Genomic DNA, 17,795 nt, shown 5'->3' with positions numbered 1-17,795 from the left:
TAAAGAAGGAAGACGACATGCAAATAAACTTAACTGGTCATCATGTAGACATCACAGATTCGTTACGAGACTACGTAGACACAAAATTTACTAAATTAGAACGACATTATGATCATATCAATAATGTGCACGTAATTTTGAATGTAGAAAAGCTGAATCAAAAAGCCGAAGCTACATTACATCTGAGTGGAACAGAAGTATTTGCCACATCTCAACATTCAGATATGTACGCAGCAATCGATGCATTAATCGACAAACTTGACCGTCAAGTGATTAAGCATAAAGAGAAAGTAAAACGCCATTAACACAAGGCCCAGCATTTAGAATGGAAATTAAAGACATTCTTCACCCTGACTGCACTTTATGTGCAGTTAAGGGCTCAAGTAAAAAGAAGATACTTGAACTCATTAGTCACACAGCAAATCAACTTTTACCTGACATAGATCAAGCGACCATTCTTAGCAGCTTAATGTGCCGAGAAAAAATGGGTAGTACAGGTATTGGTGGTGGTATTGCATTACCCCATGGCCGAATAAAATCCCTCGAAAACGTACTCGCTTTATTAATAACGAGTGAAACACCGATTCAATTTGAAGCTATTGATAACGCTCCAGTAGACATATTTTTTGCGATATTAGTACCGGAAGAAAAAGCATCAGAACATTTAAGTACCTTGTCAACCATTGCCCAAAAACTCAATGACAAAAGTACCTTAGATAAAATTCGTAGCGCCAAAACTCACCAAGCATTATTTGAGGCTGTCAGTTAAATGAAACTTATTATAATCAGTGGTCGTTCAGGCTCAGGGAAATCTGTCGTTTTACGTTCACTAGAAGATCTAGGGTATTACTGCGTTGACAACATACCAGTAAATTTATTACCGACTCTGACTCATACAGTCGTAGACGAATACGACCAAGTGGCAGTCAGTATTGACGTACGTAACTTACCCAAAGACACTAACGAGCTAGTCGAAATTCTGGATTATTTGCCGTCAACATGGAATTTGACCATTTTGTACTTAGATGCCAGTGACGACATTCTGATTAAACGTTTTAGCGAAACACGACGTTTACATCCTTTATCCAAACAAAATAAATCTTTGTCGGCCGCGATCCAGGCCGAAGGTCAACTATTAGCCCCCATTGCAGAACGTGCAGATCTATATTTAGACACAGACCAATTATCAGTGCATCAACTGGCAGAGATAGTACGAGAAAGGATCTTAGGTAAAAAAAGCTCTAGACTCGTTTTAGTATTTGAATCTTTTGGTTTTAAACATGGTATTCCCAAAGACGCTGATTATGTATTTGATGGTCGATTTTTACCTAATCCACACTGGGAGCCTGATTTAAAACCACTTACCGGTTTAGATAGCCCAGTCCAAATATTTCTTGGTTCGCAACCTATAGTCACAAAATTTATTTGGCAAATTCAAAATTTAATTTCTACTTGGTTGCCTCATTTAGAAAGAAATAATCGCAGTTATGTGACCATTGCGATTGGTTGCACTGGCGGCCAACATAGATCAGTTTATGCGGTAGAGACTCTGGCCAAAGCATTCACTGACTCCCACCCTGACGTACAAATTCGTCACCGCGAACTCAATAGGTAAGCCATGCAGAGCATTGAAAAAACATTACTTATTGTCAATAAGCTAGGTTTACATGCCCGAGCCGCCACACAACTAGTGCAGCTCAGCACGAAATTTGATGCACAAATCACCTTACATCAAGGTGATAAGCAGGCATCTGCCAACAGTGTATTAGGACTGATGATGCTTGAAAGCCATCAAGGTGAAGAAGTACGGGTGGTGAGTGAAGGTCTAGATGCTCAAGACGCGATGGATGCTGTCGAGAATTTGATAGTTGGACGTTTCAATGAAGATGAATAAAGGCATGACTTGCTCACTTTAGCATCTCACTCAAGTTCTCTATGCTAAATGTAATAAAACCAAACAAAGTGGCTCTTATAACAGGTGCAAGCCGCGGAATAGGGGCTGCTACTGCTTTGCTTTTTGCAGAGCATGGTTATGATATTTGTGTCAATTATGTAGCGAATGATCTAGCTGCTGAGCAAATTAAACAACAGATTCTGAAACTTGGTGTTAACTGCATTACAGTGAAAGCTGATGTAGCAAACTCTAGTGATGTTGAGCGTTTGTTTTCAACAATAGACAGTGAGCTAGGTGCTCTAACTGTGTTGATCAACAATACCGGTATATTAAAAACACAAAGCCGATTAGTTGATATGGACAACGAACGATTTTCTCAGGTACTAAACACCAATGTTATGAGCTGTTTTTATTGTTGTAAACAAGCCATAAAACGTATGTCGACTGAATATGGCGGCTTCGGTGGCAATATAGTTAATGTGTCATCAGGCGCGGCTAAATCTGGCTCTCCCAACGAATACATAGACTATGCAGCATCGAAAGGTGCGATTGATACTTTGACCATAGGATTGGCCAAAGAAGTGGCTGGTGAAGAGATCAGAGTGAATGGTGTTCGCCCCGGCATGATATACACAGACATGCATGCCGATGGTGGTGAACCTGCTCGTGTTGATAGGCTTAAAACTAAAATCCCATTACAAAGAGGCGGCTCAGTAAATGAAGTTGCAGAAGCTATTTATTGGTTAGCCTCTGATAAATCTTCCTTTTCTACTGGCACCTTTTTAGACGTAACCGGTGGATTATAAAAACCAACCCAGCAATGGCCTTCTCACAGGCAATTAAAAACTTGGCTGTACTGTTTTACTCACTTTTAATGCCGCTTTCTTTTCGTCTCTTCTAGCTTTCAAAGCCAACATACAAGGTGTTAACACTAAGGTTAAGATAGTGGCAAACGCCAACCCACCAGCAACCGCAGTTGCGAGTTGTGACCACCACTGTGTGGAGGGTGCACCTACTTCCACTATTCGCCCAATAAAGTCTATATTCACTTCAAGTACCATAGGTAACAACCCCAAGATAGTCGTGACAGTAGTCATCAACACCGGACGAAGTCTTTGAGCACCGGTACGTAAAATGGCATCCATAGCAGGCACGCCTTCCTTACGTAAAATATTATAGGTGTCTATGAGCACAATATTGTTATTCACCACAATTCCAGCCAAGGCAATTACGCCAATACCAGACATCACAATACCAAATGGTTTTTGGAAAATTAGCAAACCTAAAAACACACCAACCGTTGAGAATAAGACTGCACTTAGTATCAAGAATGCTTGGTAGAAACTATTGAACTGAGTCACCAAAATAATAGCCATTACAAACAGAGCAATTAAAAATGCATTCTTTAGAAAGACTTCAGATTCTTGTTGTTGTTCATTTTGGCCTTTTACGGTGATGTTGACTCTAGGATCAAGTTCAATGTCAGGCAACATCTTTTGTAATTTGGGGAGTTCAATACTCAGCAAGGCGCCAGGGATCATGTTAGCTTCAACGGTAATCACTCGTTCACTATCGATATGTCTAATCAAATCAGTTTTAGGTTGAGCGGTACGCTCGACAAAATTGGAGATAGGAACCATGCCACTGGCTGTTTTCATGCGCAGTTCGTCTAGCTTGCCAATAAATCGAGACTCAACTGGATAACGCACACGAATATCTAATTCGTCATCCACATCATCAGGACGATATTCTCCAATTTTCAGTCCATTGGTCACAAACTGCACGGTACTTCCCACTAAACTTGCATCGGCCCCAAACCTTGCTGCGTCACTGCGATTCACTTTAAGTTGCCATTCAATCCCTGGTTTAGATGCGGTGTCACTAACAGACGTAAATTGATCGTTAGCATCTAACACAGTGCGAATTTTTAACGCGGCATCGTCTAATAACTCAGGAAAACGCGACGACAACTGAATTTGTAAGTCTTTACCTGATTGAGGACTGTTTTGATCGGGTGAAATCTCAATATCCAACCCTGGTAAATCTTTCAGCCTTTCTTGAGCTTCTTTAAGTACCTCGTCAGAATGCGGGCGATATTGCCAATCTAATAAATTTAAACGTAAATAGCCTATTTGATCTTGCCCACCCGTGCGCACATAAAGTGTTTTAATGGCTTGCATATCCAATAGTTTATTCTCAACATTTCGCACTATTTGGTCTTTTTCATAAATCGACATATCCCCACTTGAACGCACCGTGATATTAATGCCTGAACTGTCTACTATTGGAAAAAACTGTGAACCCAAACCGGAAAAGCCATACGCAGTGATAGACAAAAAGGCGATAACAATAGCGCCTAATAGTATTTTCCAAGGATGTTGAATCGCCTTAGCCAAAACATTGACATATTTACCGGCAAAGCCTTGAAGATTTCTAATGTCGCCATCTTCCGCCTGCAACATTTGTTGTTTAGTTTCTTCGGTGACGTATCTAGGTTTACCAATCACGCCGCCTAATACAGGTACAAAAATAAGCGCCATGACTAACGACGACGCTAAAACCGCAATTAAGGTAAAGGGCAGATACTTCATGAACTCACCCATCATACCCGGCCAAAAAATAAGCGGAGCAAAGGCTGCCAAGGTTGTTGCGGTGGACGCTATGATAGGCCATGCCATTCTTTGTGCTGCTCTACCGTATGCTTGTTTTTTGCCCATGCCTTCACTCATACAGCGATCAGCATATTCGGTCACCACTATGGCCCCGTCAACTAACATACCCACAGCCATAATCAGTGAAAACAAAACAACGGTATTTAAGGTATAACCAAACATAGACAACACGAGAATGCCGGTCAAAAACGAGCCTGGAATAGACACTCCTACTAAAAATGCGGTACGTACACCTAATATGGCAACTATGACTATAGCCACTAAGATGATGGCACTGGACACATTGTTTTGTAAGTCATTAAGCATCATGTTGACCTCTACAGTTTGGTCACCGGTATAGGTCACTGACACACTTGCTGGCCAAATTGGAGATTGTTGAGCGGTGTCGATCAAGGCTTTCACTTTGTCCACGGTTTCAATCATGTTTTCACCAGGACGCTTTTTAACTTCTAGAGAAACCGATTTTTCTCCGTTAAGCCTGGCAAAACTGCTTGGGTCTTTATAAGAACGCCTAACTTGTGCCACGTCTTGGAAGGTAATGACACTATCACCTTGCACCTTAACGGGCTGCTCCATTACATCTTTAACCGATTCAAATACCGACGGCACTTTTACTGCAAAACTACCTTTACCATTGTCCATGGTACCGGCTGGTACTAAACGATTATTTCGATCTAACAAGTTAAAAATGTCACCTTGATCTAAGCCGTAAGATTCCATCAAGAGTGGATCAACCACTATCTCTACAATATCTTCACGGTCGCCACCTACAGACACTTCTAATACTTCACCTAAACCTTCTAAGCGGTTTTTTAACTCTCGACCCACAGTGATCAACGCCCGCTCAGAAACCGGCCCAGACAACACAGCCGTTATAGCGGCTTGTTGACCAGCCATAGTCACTTCATGGATAGTGGGTTCTTCTGTTTCAGAGGGTAATTTAGCTCTGGCCACTGTGACTTTATCCCGCACATCGGCCAAAGCATCGCTCGAATCAAAACCTGGGATAAATTCTAAATTAATATTCGCGTACCCTTCACCCGCAGTCGCACGCATTTCTTTTAAACCATCTATGGCACGTAGCTCTCGTTCCATAGGTTTAACCAACATACGTTCTGCATCTTCTGGCGAAATACCATCATGCACAATAGATACATATATAAATGGAATAGGGACATCAGGATTAGATTCTTTTGGAATATTTGAATAGGTCACCGCGCCTGACACGATTAACAATACAAAGATCATTAATGCCGTTCGGGTTCTGCTAATAGCTGCAAAAATCAGGTTATTCATAATATTAACCTACAAAGACGTTGAGCTAGAATTAACTCTTACCGCTTCCACCTTATCTCCATCACGCACAAAACCATGACCTAAGGTAATCACATCCGCTTCTTGGCCCATGCCTGACAACCACACTCCCTGGCTATCACTTTTCACTATATCAATAGGAATAAACTTTACATGTTCATTCACCACAGTTTTAACACCTAAGTTACCTTTTTCATCCAACGCCATGACTGATGGCGTAATTCGAATAGCGTAAGTTTGCTCCAAAGGTAAAGACAGCTCCGTACTCATTCCGGCCATTAATTTATAGCCACTGTTAGGCACTGCCACTTCTATTGAGAAGGTATTCGTTCCTAGTTCAGACACACTCGAAATATAACGAATAGTGCCGTTTAAGATATCTCCAGAAACCATTCTACCGCTCGCCTGCTGGCCTTTTTCTAGGTAGTTAATATTGGATTCTGTGACATTGGCAGTGATAACAAGAGGGTCTAAATCCACCAGCATTGCTATGGTGTCGCCATCCTTAAGCAAATCCCCTACTTCCACATAACGTTTATTGATAATGCCGTCAAAAGGCGCAAAAATTTCAGATCTTTTAAGTGCTAACTCGAACGCCACAACATCAGCTTTAGCCGCCTCTAAATAGGCTTGAGCTTGCGCTAACGCAGTTTGTGATTGATAACCTTTTTTGCCTAAAGACTTAGCGCCTTTTAACTCTACTTCTCTTTGTTGCAATGTTGCTTTGGCTGAGCGTAAGCGACTCACATAATCGTTTTTTTCTAAACTAATAATCTTTTGGCCTTTTTTGACTGCCTCACCCTCTTGCACATGAATAGCGGAAACTAAACCTTTTATTTCAGCTCGAATAGTAGCCACACGGTCCGGCTCTGTTCTGCCATATAAACTGATTTCACGGGTCACTTGGTCAGCGCGAACGGTTTCAATTGAGACTTTAACCAAAGGCACGTCATGGGTGTTTTTGTTATCTGATTTATCCGCGTCTTGCGCTTGCAACATTCCTGAAGCAACCCACAAACAAAGCGATACAAATATAATTAATGCTAACCAAGCGGGTTGTTGTCTTAGTTTAGTAATAGCAGATGGCATTGATTTTCCTTATAAACGACTACCACTCTATACTACCTAATTTTTGTGTGAAAAATAGCCTAGCGAAGCAACATAAATGTTACTAAATAAGAAAATCATTTCCCTATTAACATTGTAAAATTAGTCACATCCCTGAACGACAATAATACTGATATCAGCCCCTCCCAAACGTATAGCTCTCACCTCTTGGTACTCATCACTATGCCAACAATCTAAAGCTTGCTGATAGGAAGGAAATTCAATAATAGTACTTCGAGAACGAGCCTCTCCTTCAACCGCAGAAAACTCTCCTGCTCTAGCTAGATATTGGCCCGAAAATCGCTGTATTATTTCCGGCGCTTGAGAGGCATATTCTTTGAATTTTTGCATATCGGCTATATCTGCACTCACAACCCAATAACCTTTCATTACTGCTCCATAAACAAATTAATTGTCTGATATAGACACGATCAACTGATGGTAGATTTCATACTCACTGGCAAAAAGTAAATTGAGCCGTATTTAAACGCCTCAATACTGTAATGGGTTGCTTTACGCAGAACGAATACTTTGTATAACCCTTGAATTATTTCGCTGATTGCAATATTTCAGACACGACCTGTTTCACATCTCCATATCGGCAATCCTCACAGGACCCAAAACCTGTCACTTGGCGGATTTTCAATCGGCTAAACATAGGCATAGTCATAGCGGTTAAAAATCGACAATAAATGGATTCTGTGATTTCAATATCCACTTTTCCAATTAAATGAGTTTGTAAGTGACTCATAGCTTCAGCCACCAAATGTTGTTGTGGCTGGGTAACGGGGTTGGAGTATTCCAACTTAGCCACTCGCCCTTGGCAAACACTGCAGTGTCCACAACTTTGTGGCGCTTGTTGATCATCAAAATACCGAGATAAGTTATGGTTTAAACATTTGTCTAACTCAAAAAACCTAAGCAGTGTTGCGATACGTTTCACTTCTTTTTGTTCGTTGTGACTGAAATATTCCGCTAATTTGGCCGCCAAGTTTGTAGAGCCTAATTCCGTCTTACTCACTTCATAGACATCGGTAATTAAACGGGCTTCAAGTTGAATATGATTTAGCTCATCTAAATATTCCAAAGCAGCAATTACTCTATGCCTATCTGCCCCATAGGATTGGTAAATTTCATCAAAGTCCACTACTCCCCATACTTTTTTCATATTGGTGTGGGCAAAAACGGCACTCAAAAACTCGGCTCGTTCTGGATTAAACTGACTAATGATGTCTTGCTTGTCTGTCACAAACTTGTATTTAAACTCAGCAAAGTAGGCAAATAATGGACGAATGACGCCTGCCAACTCTAATTGCACTAAGAGTGTTTTTAAAGGCAACTGTCGAATGTTGCTAGTAGTAGACAGGGTATTGATTTGCACTTCCCATTGATACTGACTATCAGGCTCACAATCTGCACCTTGGGCAGTAATATCGGCAATTACTCTTTGAATACTTGATTCATCTGGCGTGTCACCATAAACAAAATTTTCAATTGTCATTAAGCCATCTAAATTAGCTAAAACAGTACAATTAGCGGCTTGTCCATCTCGTCCTCCACGACCAATTTCTTGGCTGTAGTTTTCAATGGATTTGGGTAAATCATAATGCACTACAAACCGAATATCTGATTTATCGATGCCCATTCCAAACGCAATAGTGGCAACAACAATTTGTAATTTCTGTTGCATAAATTCTTGCTGAATATTTTGTCTAACTTCATCGTCTAATCCAGCATGATAAGCTTTTGCGTTAAAATTATGCTGTTGTAAAAAGCTTGCCACTTTTTCGGCTGTTTGTTGTAACGTGACATAAACAATGCCTGCACCATTTTGTTGTTTTAGTAGGTTAACCAGTTGGGCGTCTCGTTCCTTATCCACAGTTGGTATGACATTTAAATTGAGATTAGGTCGATAAAACCCTGTCTGCACAATATCCGTTGAAGATATTGCAAAACGACTGGCCATATCTTGTTTGACTTTCTTAGTGGCCGTGGCAGTAAGCAATAACACCAAGGGAATATTTAACGCCTGCTGATAAGCAGGCAGTTTCAAATAGTCAGGACGAAAATTATGCCCCCATTCAGAAATACAGTGGGCTTCGTCTATTACCAACATTGAAAGGTTAACGGATTCAATAAATTGCCTGAAACGTTCATTTTTAAAACGTTCTACCGACACCATTAACACTTTGCATTGCCCGCTTCTTACATCCTGCATCACCTGCTGGTTTTCTTGGGGGGTAAGAGACGAATCTATGCTGGCGGCTGAAATATTTTTAGCACGTAAAAACTCAAGCTGGTCTTTCATTAAGGCCAATAATGGCGATACCACTAAAGTTAAATGCGGCAATTGTGTGGCTACAAATTGATAACACAAAGATTTTCCTGAACCTGTAGGAAATATGGCAAGGCTTGACTGGTTATTCAATAACTGGCTAACGACTTGCTCTTGACCTGACCTGAAGTGCTCAAAACCAAAGATGTTTTTTAATATCGTATGATATTGCTCTGATGGATGATTATTCATGCTTCGTCCTTGATGTATAAATCCCCTTCACCGCAATTAAAAAAGAGCCTAACAAACTAAAATTTTTCTAACTGGTAAATGGCATCAGTAAGCGAATCTAATTTGTCAGTCAATACTGCTTGGGCATCGTATAAACCCTGATTATAGTAAATTTTTCCCATTTCTTTAGAAATAAAGTCCAGCATAAAGTCAGCATCAAATTGGCCTAATTCTACATCTAACTCTGACGACATATATTTCTGTAACTTCTCTATCAGTAATGTTTTTTGCTCAACTGGAAATTCAATATTCGACAAAACTAACGCTCCTCCTCAATAATTAGGTAATCAGTGATTAATATTTTATACAAATTAACAGCCGTGCCATGATTTTGATACAAATTAATGGCCATTTTATTTATCCGAGGTAAACTACAATCATCGACTTGAATCTAGTTATTAATTATCCATACAACTTATTTAAATTTAATAGTTTATGAAGAACTGATTGAGCAAGATGAATCCAACAAGAAGAACAACACAAGAATACATAATACTTTCCATAAGTGGCGCCTCTGCTGTATGTCTTTTTCCTTTTTTAGTCATTAGAACTTTAAACCAAGATTGGTCTGTCGCATTCCTCGACTTGTTTGCAGTGGTGTCTACAGCCTTGTTGTTTGCCTATGTCTATGCAACGGGAAAGGTAAAATGGGCCGCCCTAATTCAGGCGTTTTTATGTATAGCAGTTGTAGTAGGGACGATTATTCTGAAAGGGGCAGAACAACTAGTATGGATTTACCCTTCTATTATAGGATTGTTTTTTCTACTCAAACCCCGAACGGCTACGCTGGCCTCTTCAATACTCGTTATTGGTGTAGGTATATTTTTGTTTAGCTCGATGACCTATTTACCTTTAATTCAATATGTTTTATCAACATTAATCACTATTATATTTAGTTTTGCATTTTCTGACCGCATGTTAAAACAGCAAACCTTGTTACGAGAATTATCGATTAAAGATCCGTTAACTGACGCGGGTAACCGCAGAGCAATGGAAGAAAAATTATTAAAAATAACAGAGGATTCGGCCACGCTTAGCCCCAGTTTACTGTTAATCGATATCGATGAGTTTAGAAAAGCTAATGAACAATATGGGCATAAAATTGGCGACAAGATTTTAAAAGAGATTTGCTTATTAGTAGCGAGCTTGTGCTCTGAAAATGATGACTTATATCGTTTTGGTGGTGAAGAGTTTGTCATTATTTGTAATCAACTTAATTCTGAACAAGCCTCGTTATTAGCAGAAGAACTTCGTGAAACAATTGAAAGTCACGTTTTTGAAGAAAATCTTAAAATCACTATCTCGATAGGTATTGCCGAATATCATCAAGAAGAGACAGGGTTCGAATGGTTAAGAAGAGCCGACAACGCCATGTATAGAGCAAAAGAAGCGGGTTCTAATTTGTGTTGCATTGCCGCTTAATTTAGTCAGTTTTAACTGTGTAGGCATATAAAAAAAGATTATTTTAAAAGTTTGTTTTATACCAATTCCATTAAATAACTGTACATTCAGAGCGACCCAGCGTGTTTTGAACAAGGCGTCGGTGTGCAGGAATGGCTACTCCCTTTCAAAAACCGAGAACGATGTGCAAAATACGCTGGAACGTTCCCATGGGCGAGTTTTAAAAGCACATACTCTACATTGTACTAACTCAAAAGAGCACCACTACTCCTTCGTTCAAACACCTTGATTATGCGCTTTTTAACTCTCGCTGAGGGTGCAGTTATTTAATGGAATTGGTATTATGCTTCACCTTAGTCTTAGCATTCAAATTCTGGATATCCAATGTCAAACTCTCTCGACCCAAACACGCTTGATCAAATAACCCAATATACACCTGAACAACGTCTTAAATATTTAGTTAAAGAAGTCATTCAGCAACAAAAAATTTGGATACTGACCGATCAAGATGGTTGTGTAATGCTAAATACAGAAGACGAAGACTGTGCACCGGTTTGGCCAAATGAAGAGTTTGCTCAAGCCTGGGCAACTGGAGAATGGGCAGACTGTGCGCCTAAAAGTATTGACTTAACCACCTGGTACAACAAATGGACCCAAGGTTTAGAAGACGACGATGTGGCTATAGCTGTATTTCCGGCTGAAGACCAAGAAGGCTTAGTTATTTCGCCACAAGAGCTTGAGTTTGAATTGAAGAGCCAAGCCAAAAAATAGCTTTATATAGTTACGTAAGATTAAAACAAAGCCTTGTACTTTTGGTTAAGTACAAGGCTTTTATACAAAAATTATGGGTGAACAACCGCCAGCATCACTTCTTGGAAGTTTTTAGGTTTAGGGGCTATTTGAATCGGAATATGGAGTATTTTAGAAATATCTAACGCCGAAATCATGCCTACAATTTCTTTGTTTGCTTCTGCCATTACCAGAATATACTGCAAACCTTCTACTATCATTGTTTCTAAAACATCACCAATGCTTGAATTCAAAACTAATTGCAATTGAATTCCTGTGCAATGAAATTTTGGCTCCATAAGATGAGAAATAGCTAAATCAATCCGACTGATACCCATTTGATTAGCCTTACTTAACACCTTAGTGCTTTGCAGGTCGGCTAGGGTAATCACACCAGTAAATTGGTTTTCTGTATTTCTAACCAAGGCTTTACTCATGTGAGCACTGATTAACAAAGTGGTCGCCTGTTCAATGGACATATCCTCCATCAACATTAAGGCCGTGTGACGAGAAAAGTTTGCCATTATTTCGATAGCTGGACTATCTAAATTTAGGGGTGAAACAACAGCTTGGTGATCTATCTCATATCCTTCAAGATCAGATACAGGTAAATGTTTATACTTCGACATTGGTACTACCTCGAGTGACTGAACCTACTTTAAATATAGTCTATTCATTCCAAAACGAGAGATATCAACTATGGCTTTTTTATATCGTTTCGCTTTAGCGCCCCGCTACTTTTTGTTCACTTTGCCATAACCGCCAAACCATACCTAAGCCCATTGAATAAGTACTCTTATCTTTAAACAATGGGCTATCGATATTTGCGGCACCAGAGTGAATAGTCATACTACCGCCTACAAATACCCGAATGTCTTTGGTTGCTTCAAATGAAACACTTAACCCTACATTTGTTCCCATATAACCAGACGAAGCATCAAACAAAGGTCTATCCGAAGTCACAAATTGGCTATCGACTTGATAAAAATAATCATGTAATTCTTCTGTTGCCCAAGAGGGTGAAATACGAACTGACAAAGCTGTTTTTTCACTCAACCAGCCTCGTTGACGATAAGCCAATTGAGGTTGAAAAACATATCCTCTGTGATCCAGCCCAGAAAAATCAGTTGAAAAAGCAGCGCGTGCCTGTAAATTTAAAAAAAGTTCGGAACGTCCATGTTCAGCAAAGTTAAACTCAGCCAAACGCATTTTTAGCTGTGGACCCACTTCAAAAACGAAATCTAAATCCGGCATATTTTCCCTGGCTAGATTATCTTCGGAGTTAGCCCCAAAAGAGCCCGCTAACGACACATCTAACTCATACCAACTTTTGTCTACCGCAACCGCTCTGGCAATTGCTCCATCTCCAATACGTAAAACCTCCCCACGGTAGATTAGATACGGGGCAGCAATAATATTTGTATTGTTTTGATCTGCCGCTGGATACTCTGGCGTATTAAAAGCCGCTGCAAAAGCGCCCACTTCCCACACAGGTCGTAAGTCATTCTCCAACTTAATATCTTCTTGAGATAATGTTTGATTGGCAAATAAAACAGTTACTAATAAAACGTAAATTTTGATCAAAGTATTTTTAACCTTTATATGCAATGACAGGAATTTATATAATTAAAACTCAAGTAAGTACGATATTCCGTAAATAAAAGATCTTTTTTTTACTAATTTGTTAAAAAAACCTTGAGATCAATGTCAGCAACCCCATCTCTGCTCGCAGAACAAAGTTCTATTTAAAGAATTCTGGATGACTGAAAATCAGCTATCCACTAATCGTCTAAGCCAATTAGACAAACAATATTAACATTGGAATTTTCAGGAGATTTGAAAATGGCAATTCGTCCTTTAAACGATCGCGTTATCGTTAAGCGTCAAGAACAAGAAAGTAAATCAGCCGGTGGCATAGTATTAACAGGTTCAGCTGCAGAAAAATCAACACGCGGTGAAGTTATCGCTGTAGGTAACGGCCGTGTATTAGACAACGGTGATGTAAAAGCTGTTGACGTTAAAATCGGCGACATCGTTATATTTAACGATGGTTATGGGGTTAAAACTGAAAAGTTAGACGGCGAAGAAGTGCTTATCCTTAGCGAAAGCGACATTCTAGCAGTAGTCGAATAACCCAACCCATTAACAGAATTTTAGAGGAATATTAATCATGGCAGCTAAAGAAGTACGTTTTTCTGATGACGCTCGCGTAAAAATGTTAGCGGGTGTAAACATCCTAGCTAATGCAGTAAAAGTTACACTAGGTCCTAAAGGCCGTAACGTAGTTTTAGACAAATCATTCGGTGCACCAACCATCACTAAAGATGGTGTATCTGTAGCCAAAGAAATCGAATTAGAAGATAAATTCGAAAACATGGGCGCACAAATGGTTAAAGAAGTAGCGTCTAAAGCCAATGACGAAGCCGGTGACGGAACAACAACTGCAACAGTACTAGCTCAAGCAATCGTAACTGAAGGTTTAAAATCAGTTGCTGCAGGCATGAACCCAATGGATCTTAAGCGTGGTATCGACAAAGCAGTTAAAGTTGCCGTTGAAGAACTAAAAGCGTTATCAGTACCTTGTGCTGACAGCAAAGCGATTGCTCAAGTTGGAACTATTTCTGCTAACTCTGATTCAGAAGTTGGCGATTTAATCGCTGAAGCAATGGATAAAGTAGGTAAAGAAGGTGTTATCACTGTTGAAGAAGGTCAATCTCTGCAAAACGAATTAGAAGTCGTTGAAGGTATGCAGTTCGACCGTGGTTACCTTTCTCCTTATTTCATGAACAACCAAGAAAATGGCAGCGTTGAATTAGACAGCCCTTACATTCTTTTAGTTGACAAAAAAGTATCTAACATCCGTGAACTCCTTTCGACTCTTGAAGCAGTAGCAAAAGCCTCTAAGCCTTTGTTAATTATTGCTGAAGATGTTGAAGGCGAAGCTTTAGCAACACTTGTTGTGAACAACATGCGTGGCATAGTTAAAGTAGCAGCAGTTAAAGCACCTGGTTTTGGTGACCGTCGTAAAGCAATGTTGCAAGATCTTGCTACTCTAACTGGCGGTACTGTGATTTCTGAAGAAATCGGTCTAGAACTAGAGAAAGTTACTTTAGAAGACCTAGGTACAGCTAAACGTGTTGTTATCAACAAAGACAATACTACAGTTGTTGACGGTGCTGGTGAAGAAGATGCGATTCAAGGTCGTGTTTCTCAAATCCGTGCTCAAATCGAAGAATCTACTTCAGATTACGACAAAGAAAAGCTTCAAGAACGTCTAGCTAAATTAGCTGGCGGTGTAGCGGTAATCAAAGTAGGTGCTGCAACTGAAGTAGAAATGAAAGAGAAAAAAGACCGTGTTGAAGATGCTCTTCATGCGACTCGCGCTGCAGTAGAAGAAGGCGTAGTAGCCGGTGGTGGTGTTGCACTAGTACGCGCAGCGTCTAAAATCACCGACCTAGCTGGTGAAAACGAAGACCAGACTCACGGTATTAAATTAGCGCTACGTGCAATGGAAGCACCACTTCGCCAAATCGCATCAAACGCAGGCGCTGAAGCTTCTGTTGTGACTAATTCTGTGAAAGCAGGCGACGCTAACTATGGTTACAATGCTGGTAACGACACATACGGTGACATGTTAGATATGGGTATTCTTGACCCAACTAAAGTGACTCGTTCTGCACTTCAGTTTGCTGCATCAATCGCAAGTTTGATGATCACAACCGAAGCTATGATTGCTGACGCACCAGCTGATGACGCTGCTGCAGCACCTGCTATGCCTGATATGGGCGGCATGGGCGGCATGGGCGGAATGGGCGGCATGATGTAATAGAGTTTTAACTCTATTCTAATGAAGTTCTAATCACTTAAATGAAAGCCCGAATAGCAATGTTCGGGCTTTTTTATTAGCTGCTTATTAATATGCTAACAACATTTTACTGTCTTAATTATGTGTATTGCTGACGTTAGTTATGTGGTCAGCACTAGGTCAACTGATAGCCAATTGCGGACATTAGCTTTTCAGTAAATAAGTGCAGTTCAGAGCCTAAATCGATCGTTTAAAGTTACTTAAAGTACTCAGTTAGTAAACATCGGCCTTTGCTAAAATGCCTTTATTAATAAGTTGACTAAAGACATTACTACACTTAATTTTTAAATGTTCTCTAAGTAATCTAACTGCTGGGGTAATTGTCTGTCTACTTGGGCAAACAAGCCATAGCTCAGTCGGTTTGGGTACAAACTCTGACAGCAGTGGCACAACCTGCTCACTAAGCAAATCATGTGACATATCCAAACTTGATTTTGTAGCAACCCCTTTACCACTTGTACACCAACGCCTAACAAGCTCTGCATCGTTTGAAGAACGATTACTTTGCATTTTGACCTTAATTGATTCGCTCTGATGGGTAAACTCCCAGACATCATGAATAATGTCATGCAATTGATACAAAAGGCCATTATGAGTGGTCAATTCATTAGGATGTTTCGGGGTGCCATGATGCTCTAGATATTCCTCAGTTGCACAAACTACACGCGGTACGTCACAAATCTTAAAGCCATATAAATTTGTATCACTCGGTGAACCATAACGTAAAGCAATATCTACAGGGTCTCTATAGAAATCGATATTACTATCACTGATGTGAAGTTTGACAGTAATTCCTGTATGGCTCTCCATAAATTCATCAAGCCAAGGCAAAATTATGTTTCGACCTAAGTCAGAAGGTATAGAAATCCTCAATTCACCATCAATTATTTCTAAATCATCTTTAACATTTTGCTTCGCTATGTTGAGCATTTGCAATGCTTGCTCACAATTTGGAATGTACCTTTCACCTGCAACCGACAACCTTAAATGTCGAGTAGTTCGTATAAATAGCTCAACCCCAAGTGCACGTTCAACCCTTTTTATTGCTGCGCTGGCTGTTGCTGTGCGCATATCTAAACTCTCTGCCGCTGCGGTAATGCTGCGAAACTCTGCAACTTTTAAAATAACATTAAGATCTTCTAATAACATAATTGTCAAAAATAATTTGATAATGATTCAAATATTACACTGTTTTTCTCTAGCCAATCAAGCTATATCATTAATCACAAGTTAACTAACAAACATAATCACACAGGGGAATAACCATGAATGCAATTGGCTATAAGCAATCATTACCTATCAATAACCCATTATCTTTAGTGGATATAGAGTTGCCACAACCTAAAGCTTCAGGACATGATTTGTTAGTTCGAGTTAAGTCGGTTGCTGTTAATCCAGTAGATTACAAAATCCGCCAAAATTTTGAACCCGAAGAGGGACAATATAAGGTACTAGGTTGGGATGCCGTCGGTGAAGTCATTGCAACGGGTGAGTCAGTAAGCAATTTTAAACCAGGCGACATGGTGTTTTATGCTGGAGACTTAAACCGCCAAGGTGGTAATGCCCAATATCAATTAGTTGATGAACGTATCGTCGGTCATAAGCCAAAAAGTTTATCAGATGGCGAAGCCGCTGCATTACCGTTAACTGCTATTACCGCTTGGGAATTATTATTTGAGCGTTTGTCCATCAAACAACAACATCCTGACTCAAAAGAACAGTCAAACGATATAATTTTGATTGTTGGCGCTGCGGGTGGTGTTGGCTCCATTTTAGTTCAATTAGCAAGTGCATTAACAGGGGCAACTGTTATTGCTACTGCCTCTCGCGATAGCTCTGCACAATGGGTGAAAAAACTGGGGGCTGATTATGTTATCGATCACTCCAAATCATTAGTAGAACAAATTAAACAATTAGCTATAGGGCAAGTAACACACGTTGCTAGTTTAACTCATACCGATTCCTACCTAGACAGCTATGTTGAACTGTTAACTCCAATGGGGAAGATAGCATTAATTGACGATCCTAAATCGCTCGATATCAGCAAACTTAAACTTAAAAGTTTATCACTGCACTGGGAGTTTATGTTTACTCGTTCAATGTTCAAAACAACAGATATCAACGAACAACATCGCTTACTCAATCAAGTTGCCGACTTGATTGACCAAGGGTATATCCGCACTACGG

18 protein-coding genes are annotated in these 17,795 nt (G+C 39.9%); 10 read left to right on the top strand and 8 right to left on the bottom strand.

Going from position 1 to position 17,795, the window contains the following annotated elements; genetic code table 11:
- Window positions 1-17: 17 nt before the first annotated feature.
- The 5 genes from hpf to ACSHXM_RS10050 are packed head-to-tail and all read left to right on the top strand — an operon-like array spanning window position 18 to window position 2,700.
- Window positions 18-305 carry a ribosome hibernation promoting factor gene (gene hpf / locus ACSHXM_RS10070; protein ID WP_435688632.1) on the top strand — a complete coding sequence of 96 codons (288 nt, stop codon included), beginning with the start codon at window positions 18-20 and terminating at the stop codon, window positions 303-305.
- 20 nt (window positions 306-325) lie between these two features.
- Window positions 326-769, top strand: coding sequence for a PTS IIA-like nitrogen regulatory protein PtsN (ptsN, locus tag ACSHXM_RS10065; protein ID WP_435688631.1), 444 nt, complete (start codon window positions 326-328; stop codon window positions 767-769).
- The gene (gene rapZ, locus ACSHXM_RS10060) at window positions 770-1,615 is read left to right on the top strand and encodes an RNase adapter RapZ (RefSeq protein ID WP_435688630.1); all 846 of its coding nucleotides are present in this window, start codon (window positions 770-772) and stop codon (window positions 1,613-1,615) included.
- A 3-nt stretch (window positions 1,616-1,618) separates the two neighbouring features.
- Window positions 1,619-1,894 carry an HPr family phosphocarrier protein gene (locus ACSHXM_RS10055; protein ID WP_435688629.1) on the top strand — a complete coding sequence of 92 codons (276 nt, stop codon included), beginning with the start codon at window positions 1,619-1,621 and terminating at the stop codon, window positions 1,892-1,894.
- Between the two features lie 41 nt (window positions 1,895-1,935).
- Window positions 1,936-2,700, top strand: a complete 765-nt coding sequence (locus tag ACSHXM_RS10050; protein WP_435688628.1) for an SDR family oxidoreductase — start codon at window positions 1,936-1,938, stop codon at window positions 2,698-2,700.
- A gap of 33 nt (window positions 2,701-2,733) precedes the next feature.
- Here the strand turns inward: ACSHXM_RS10050 and ACSHXM_RS10045 are convergent, their stop codons facing one another.
- The 5 genes from ACSHXM_RS10045 to ACSHXM_RS10025 all read right to left on the bottom strand — a co-directional run bounded on the left by ACSHXM_RS10045 (window position 2,734) and on the right by ACSHXM_RS10025 (window position 9,810).
- Complete coding sequence (locus tag ACSHXM_RS10045; RefSeq protein WP_435688627.1) at window positions 2,734-5,862, bottom strand: efflux RND transporter permease subunit; 3,129 nt, start codon at window positions 5,860-5,862, stop codon at window positions 2,734-2,736.
- 9 nt (window positions 5,863-5,871) lie between these two features.
- Window positions 5,872-6,969, bottom strand: a complete 1,098-nt coding sequence (locus ACSHXM_RS10040) for an efflux RND transporter periplasmic adaptor subunit (RefSeq protein WP_435688626.1) — start codon at window positions 6,967-6,969, stop codon at window positions 5,872-5,874.
- Between the two features lie 120 nt (window positions 6,970-7,089).
- Window positions 7,090-7,377: a DUF1330 domain-containing protein gene (locus ACSHXM_RS10035; protein ID WP_435688625.1), complete on the bottom strand. Its 288-nt coding sequence runs from the start codon at window positions 7,375-7,377 to the stop codon at window positions 7,090-7,092.
- 157 nt (window positions 7,378-7,534) lie between these two features.
- Entirely contained in the window at window positions 7,535-9,514 is a 1,980-nt protein-coding gene (locus ACSHXM_RS10030; RefSeq protein WP_435688624.1) for a RecQ family ATP-dependent DNA helicase, read from the bottom strand.
- A 56-nt stretch (window positions 9,515-9,570) separates the two neighbouring features.
- The gene (locus ACSHXM_RS10025; RefSeq protein ID WP_435688623.1) at window positions 9,571-9,810 is read right to left on the bottom strand and encodes a DUF2164 domain-containing protein; all 240 of its coding nucleotides are present in this window, start codon (window positions 9,808-9,810) and stop codon (window positions 9,571-9,573) included.
- A gap of 199 nt (window positions 9,811-10,009) precedes the next feature.
- On the opposite strand from ACSHXM_RS10025, the gene ACSHXM_RS10020 reads away from it, so the two are divergent.
- Complete coding sequence (locus tag ACSHXM_RS10020) at window positions 10,010-10,975, top strand: GGDEF domain-containing protein (protein ID WP_435688622.1); 966 nt, start codon at window positions 10,010-10,012, stop codon at window positions 10,973-10,975.
- Between the two features lie 363 nt (window positions 10,976-11,338).
- Window positions 11,339-11,725, top strand: a complete 387-nt coding sequence (locus ACSHXM_RS10015; RefSeq protein ID WP_435688621.1) for a DUF2750 domain-containing protein — start codon at window positions 11,339-11,341, stop codon at window positions 11,723-11,725.
- A gap of 71 nt (window positions 11,726-11,796) precedes the next feature.
- Here ACSHXM_RS10015 and ACSHXM_RS10010 read toward each other — a convergent pair whose 3' ends face one another.
- Together ACSHXM_RS10010 and ACSHXM_RS10005 are read right to left on the bottom strand one after the other, a co-directional pair.
- Window positions 11,797-12,372: a CBS domain-containing protein gene (locus ACSHXM_RS10010; protein WP_435688620.1), complete on the bottom strand. Its 576-nt coding sequence runs from the start codon at window positions 12,370-12,372 to the stop codon at window positions 11,797-11,799.
- 94 nt (window positions 12,373-12,466) lie between these two features.
- Window positions 12,467-13,327 carry a MipA/OmpV family protein gene (locus ACSHXM_RS10005; RefSeq protein ID WP_435688619.1) on the bottom strand — a complete coding sequence of 287 codons (861 nt, stop codon included), beginning with the start codon at window positions 13,325-13,327 and terminating at the stop codon, window positions 12,467-12,469.
- 258 nt (window positions 13,328-13,585) lie between these two features.
- Between ACSHXM_RS10005 and ACSHXM_RS10000 the strand changes: the two genes are divergently transcribed.
- Window positions 13,586-13,876, top strand: coding sequence for a co-chaperone GroES (locus ACSHXM_RS10000; protein ID WP_235311092.1), 291 nt, complete (start codon window positions 13,586-13,588; stop codon window positions 13,874-13,876).
- A 37-nt stretch (window positions 13,877-13,913) separates the two neighbouring features.
- Window positions 13,914-15,569 carry a chaperonin GroEL gene (groL, locus tag ACSHXM_RS09995; RefSeq protein ID WP_435688618.1) on the top strand — a complete coding sequence of 552 codons (1,656 nt, stop codon included), beginning with the start codon at window positions 13,914-13,916 and terminating at the stop codon, window positions 15,567-15,569.
- Window positions 15,570-15,821: 252 nt separating this feature from the next.
- On the opposite strand, the gene ACSHXM_RS09990 is transcribed toward groL, so the two are convergent.
- Window positions 15,822-16,757, bottom strand: coding sequence for a LysR family transcriptional regulator (locus tag ACSHXM_RS09990; RefSeq protein WP_435688617.1), 936 nt, complete (start codon window positions 16,755-16,757; stop codon window positions 15,822-15,824).
- 116 nt (window positions 16,758-16,873) lie between these two features.
- On the opposite strand from ACSHXM_RS09990, the gene ACSHXM_RS09985 reads away from it, so the two are divergent.
- Window positions 16,874-17,795, top strand: a 922-nt coding sequence (locus ACSHXM_RS09985) for a zinc-binding alcohol dehydrogenase family protein (protein ID WP_435688616.1), incomplete at its 3' end; no start/stop codon positions are given.

The sequence above is a fragment of the Paraglaciecola sp. genome (assembly GCF_051252315.1).
Lineage (GTDB): Bacteria > Pseudomonadota > Gammaproteobacteria > Enterobacterales > Alteromonadaceae > Paraglaciecola.
The sequence above is the reverse complement of the archived record's forward strand: the minus strand, read 5'-3'. Positions and strand labels throughout refer to the sequence as shown.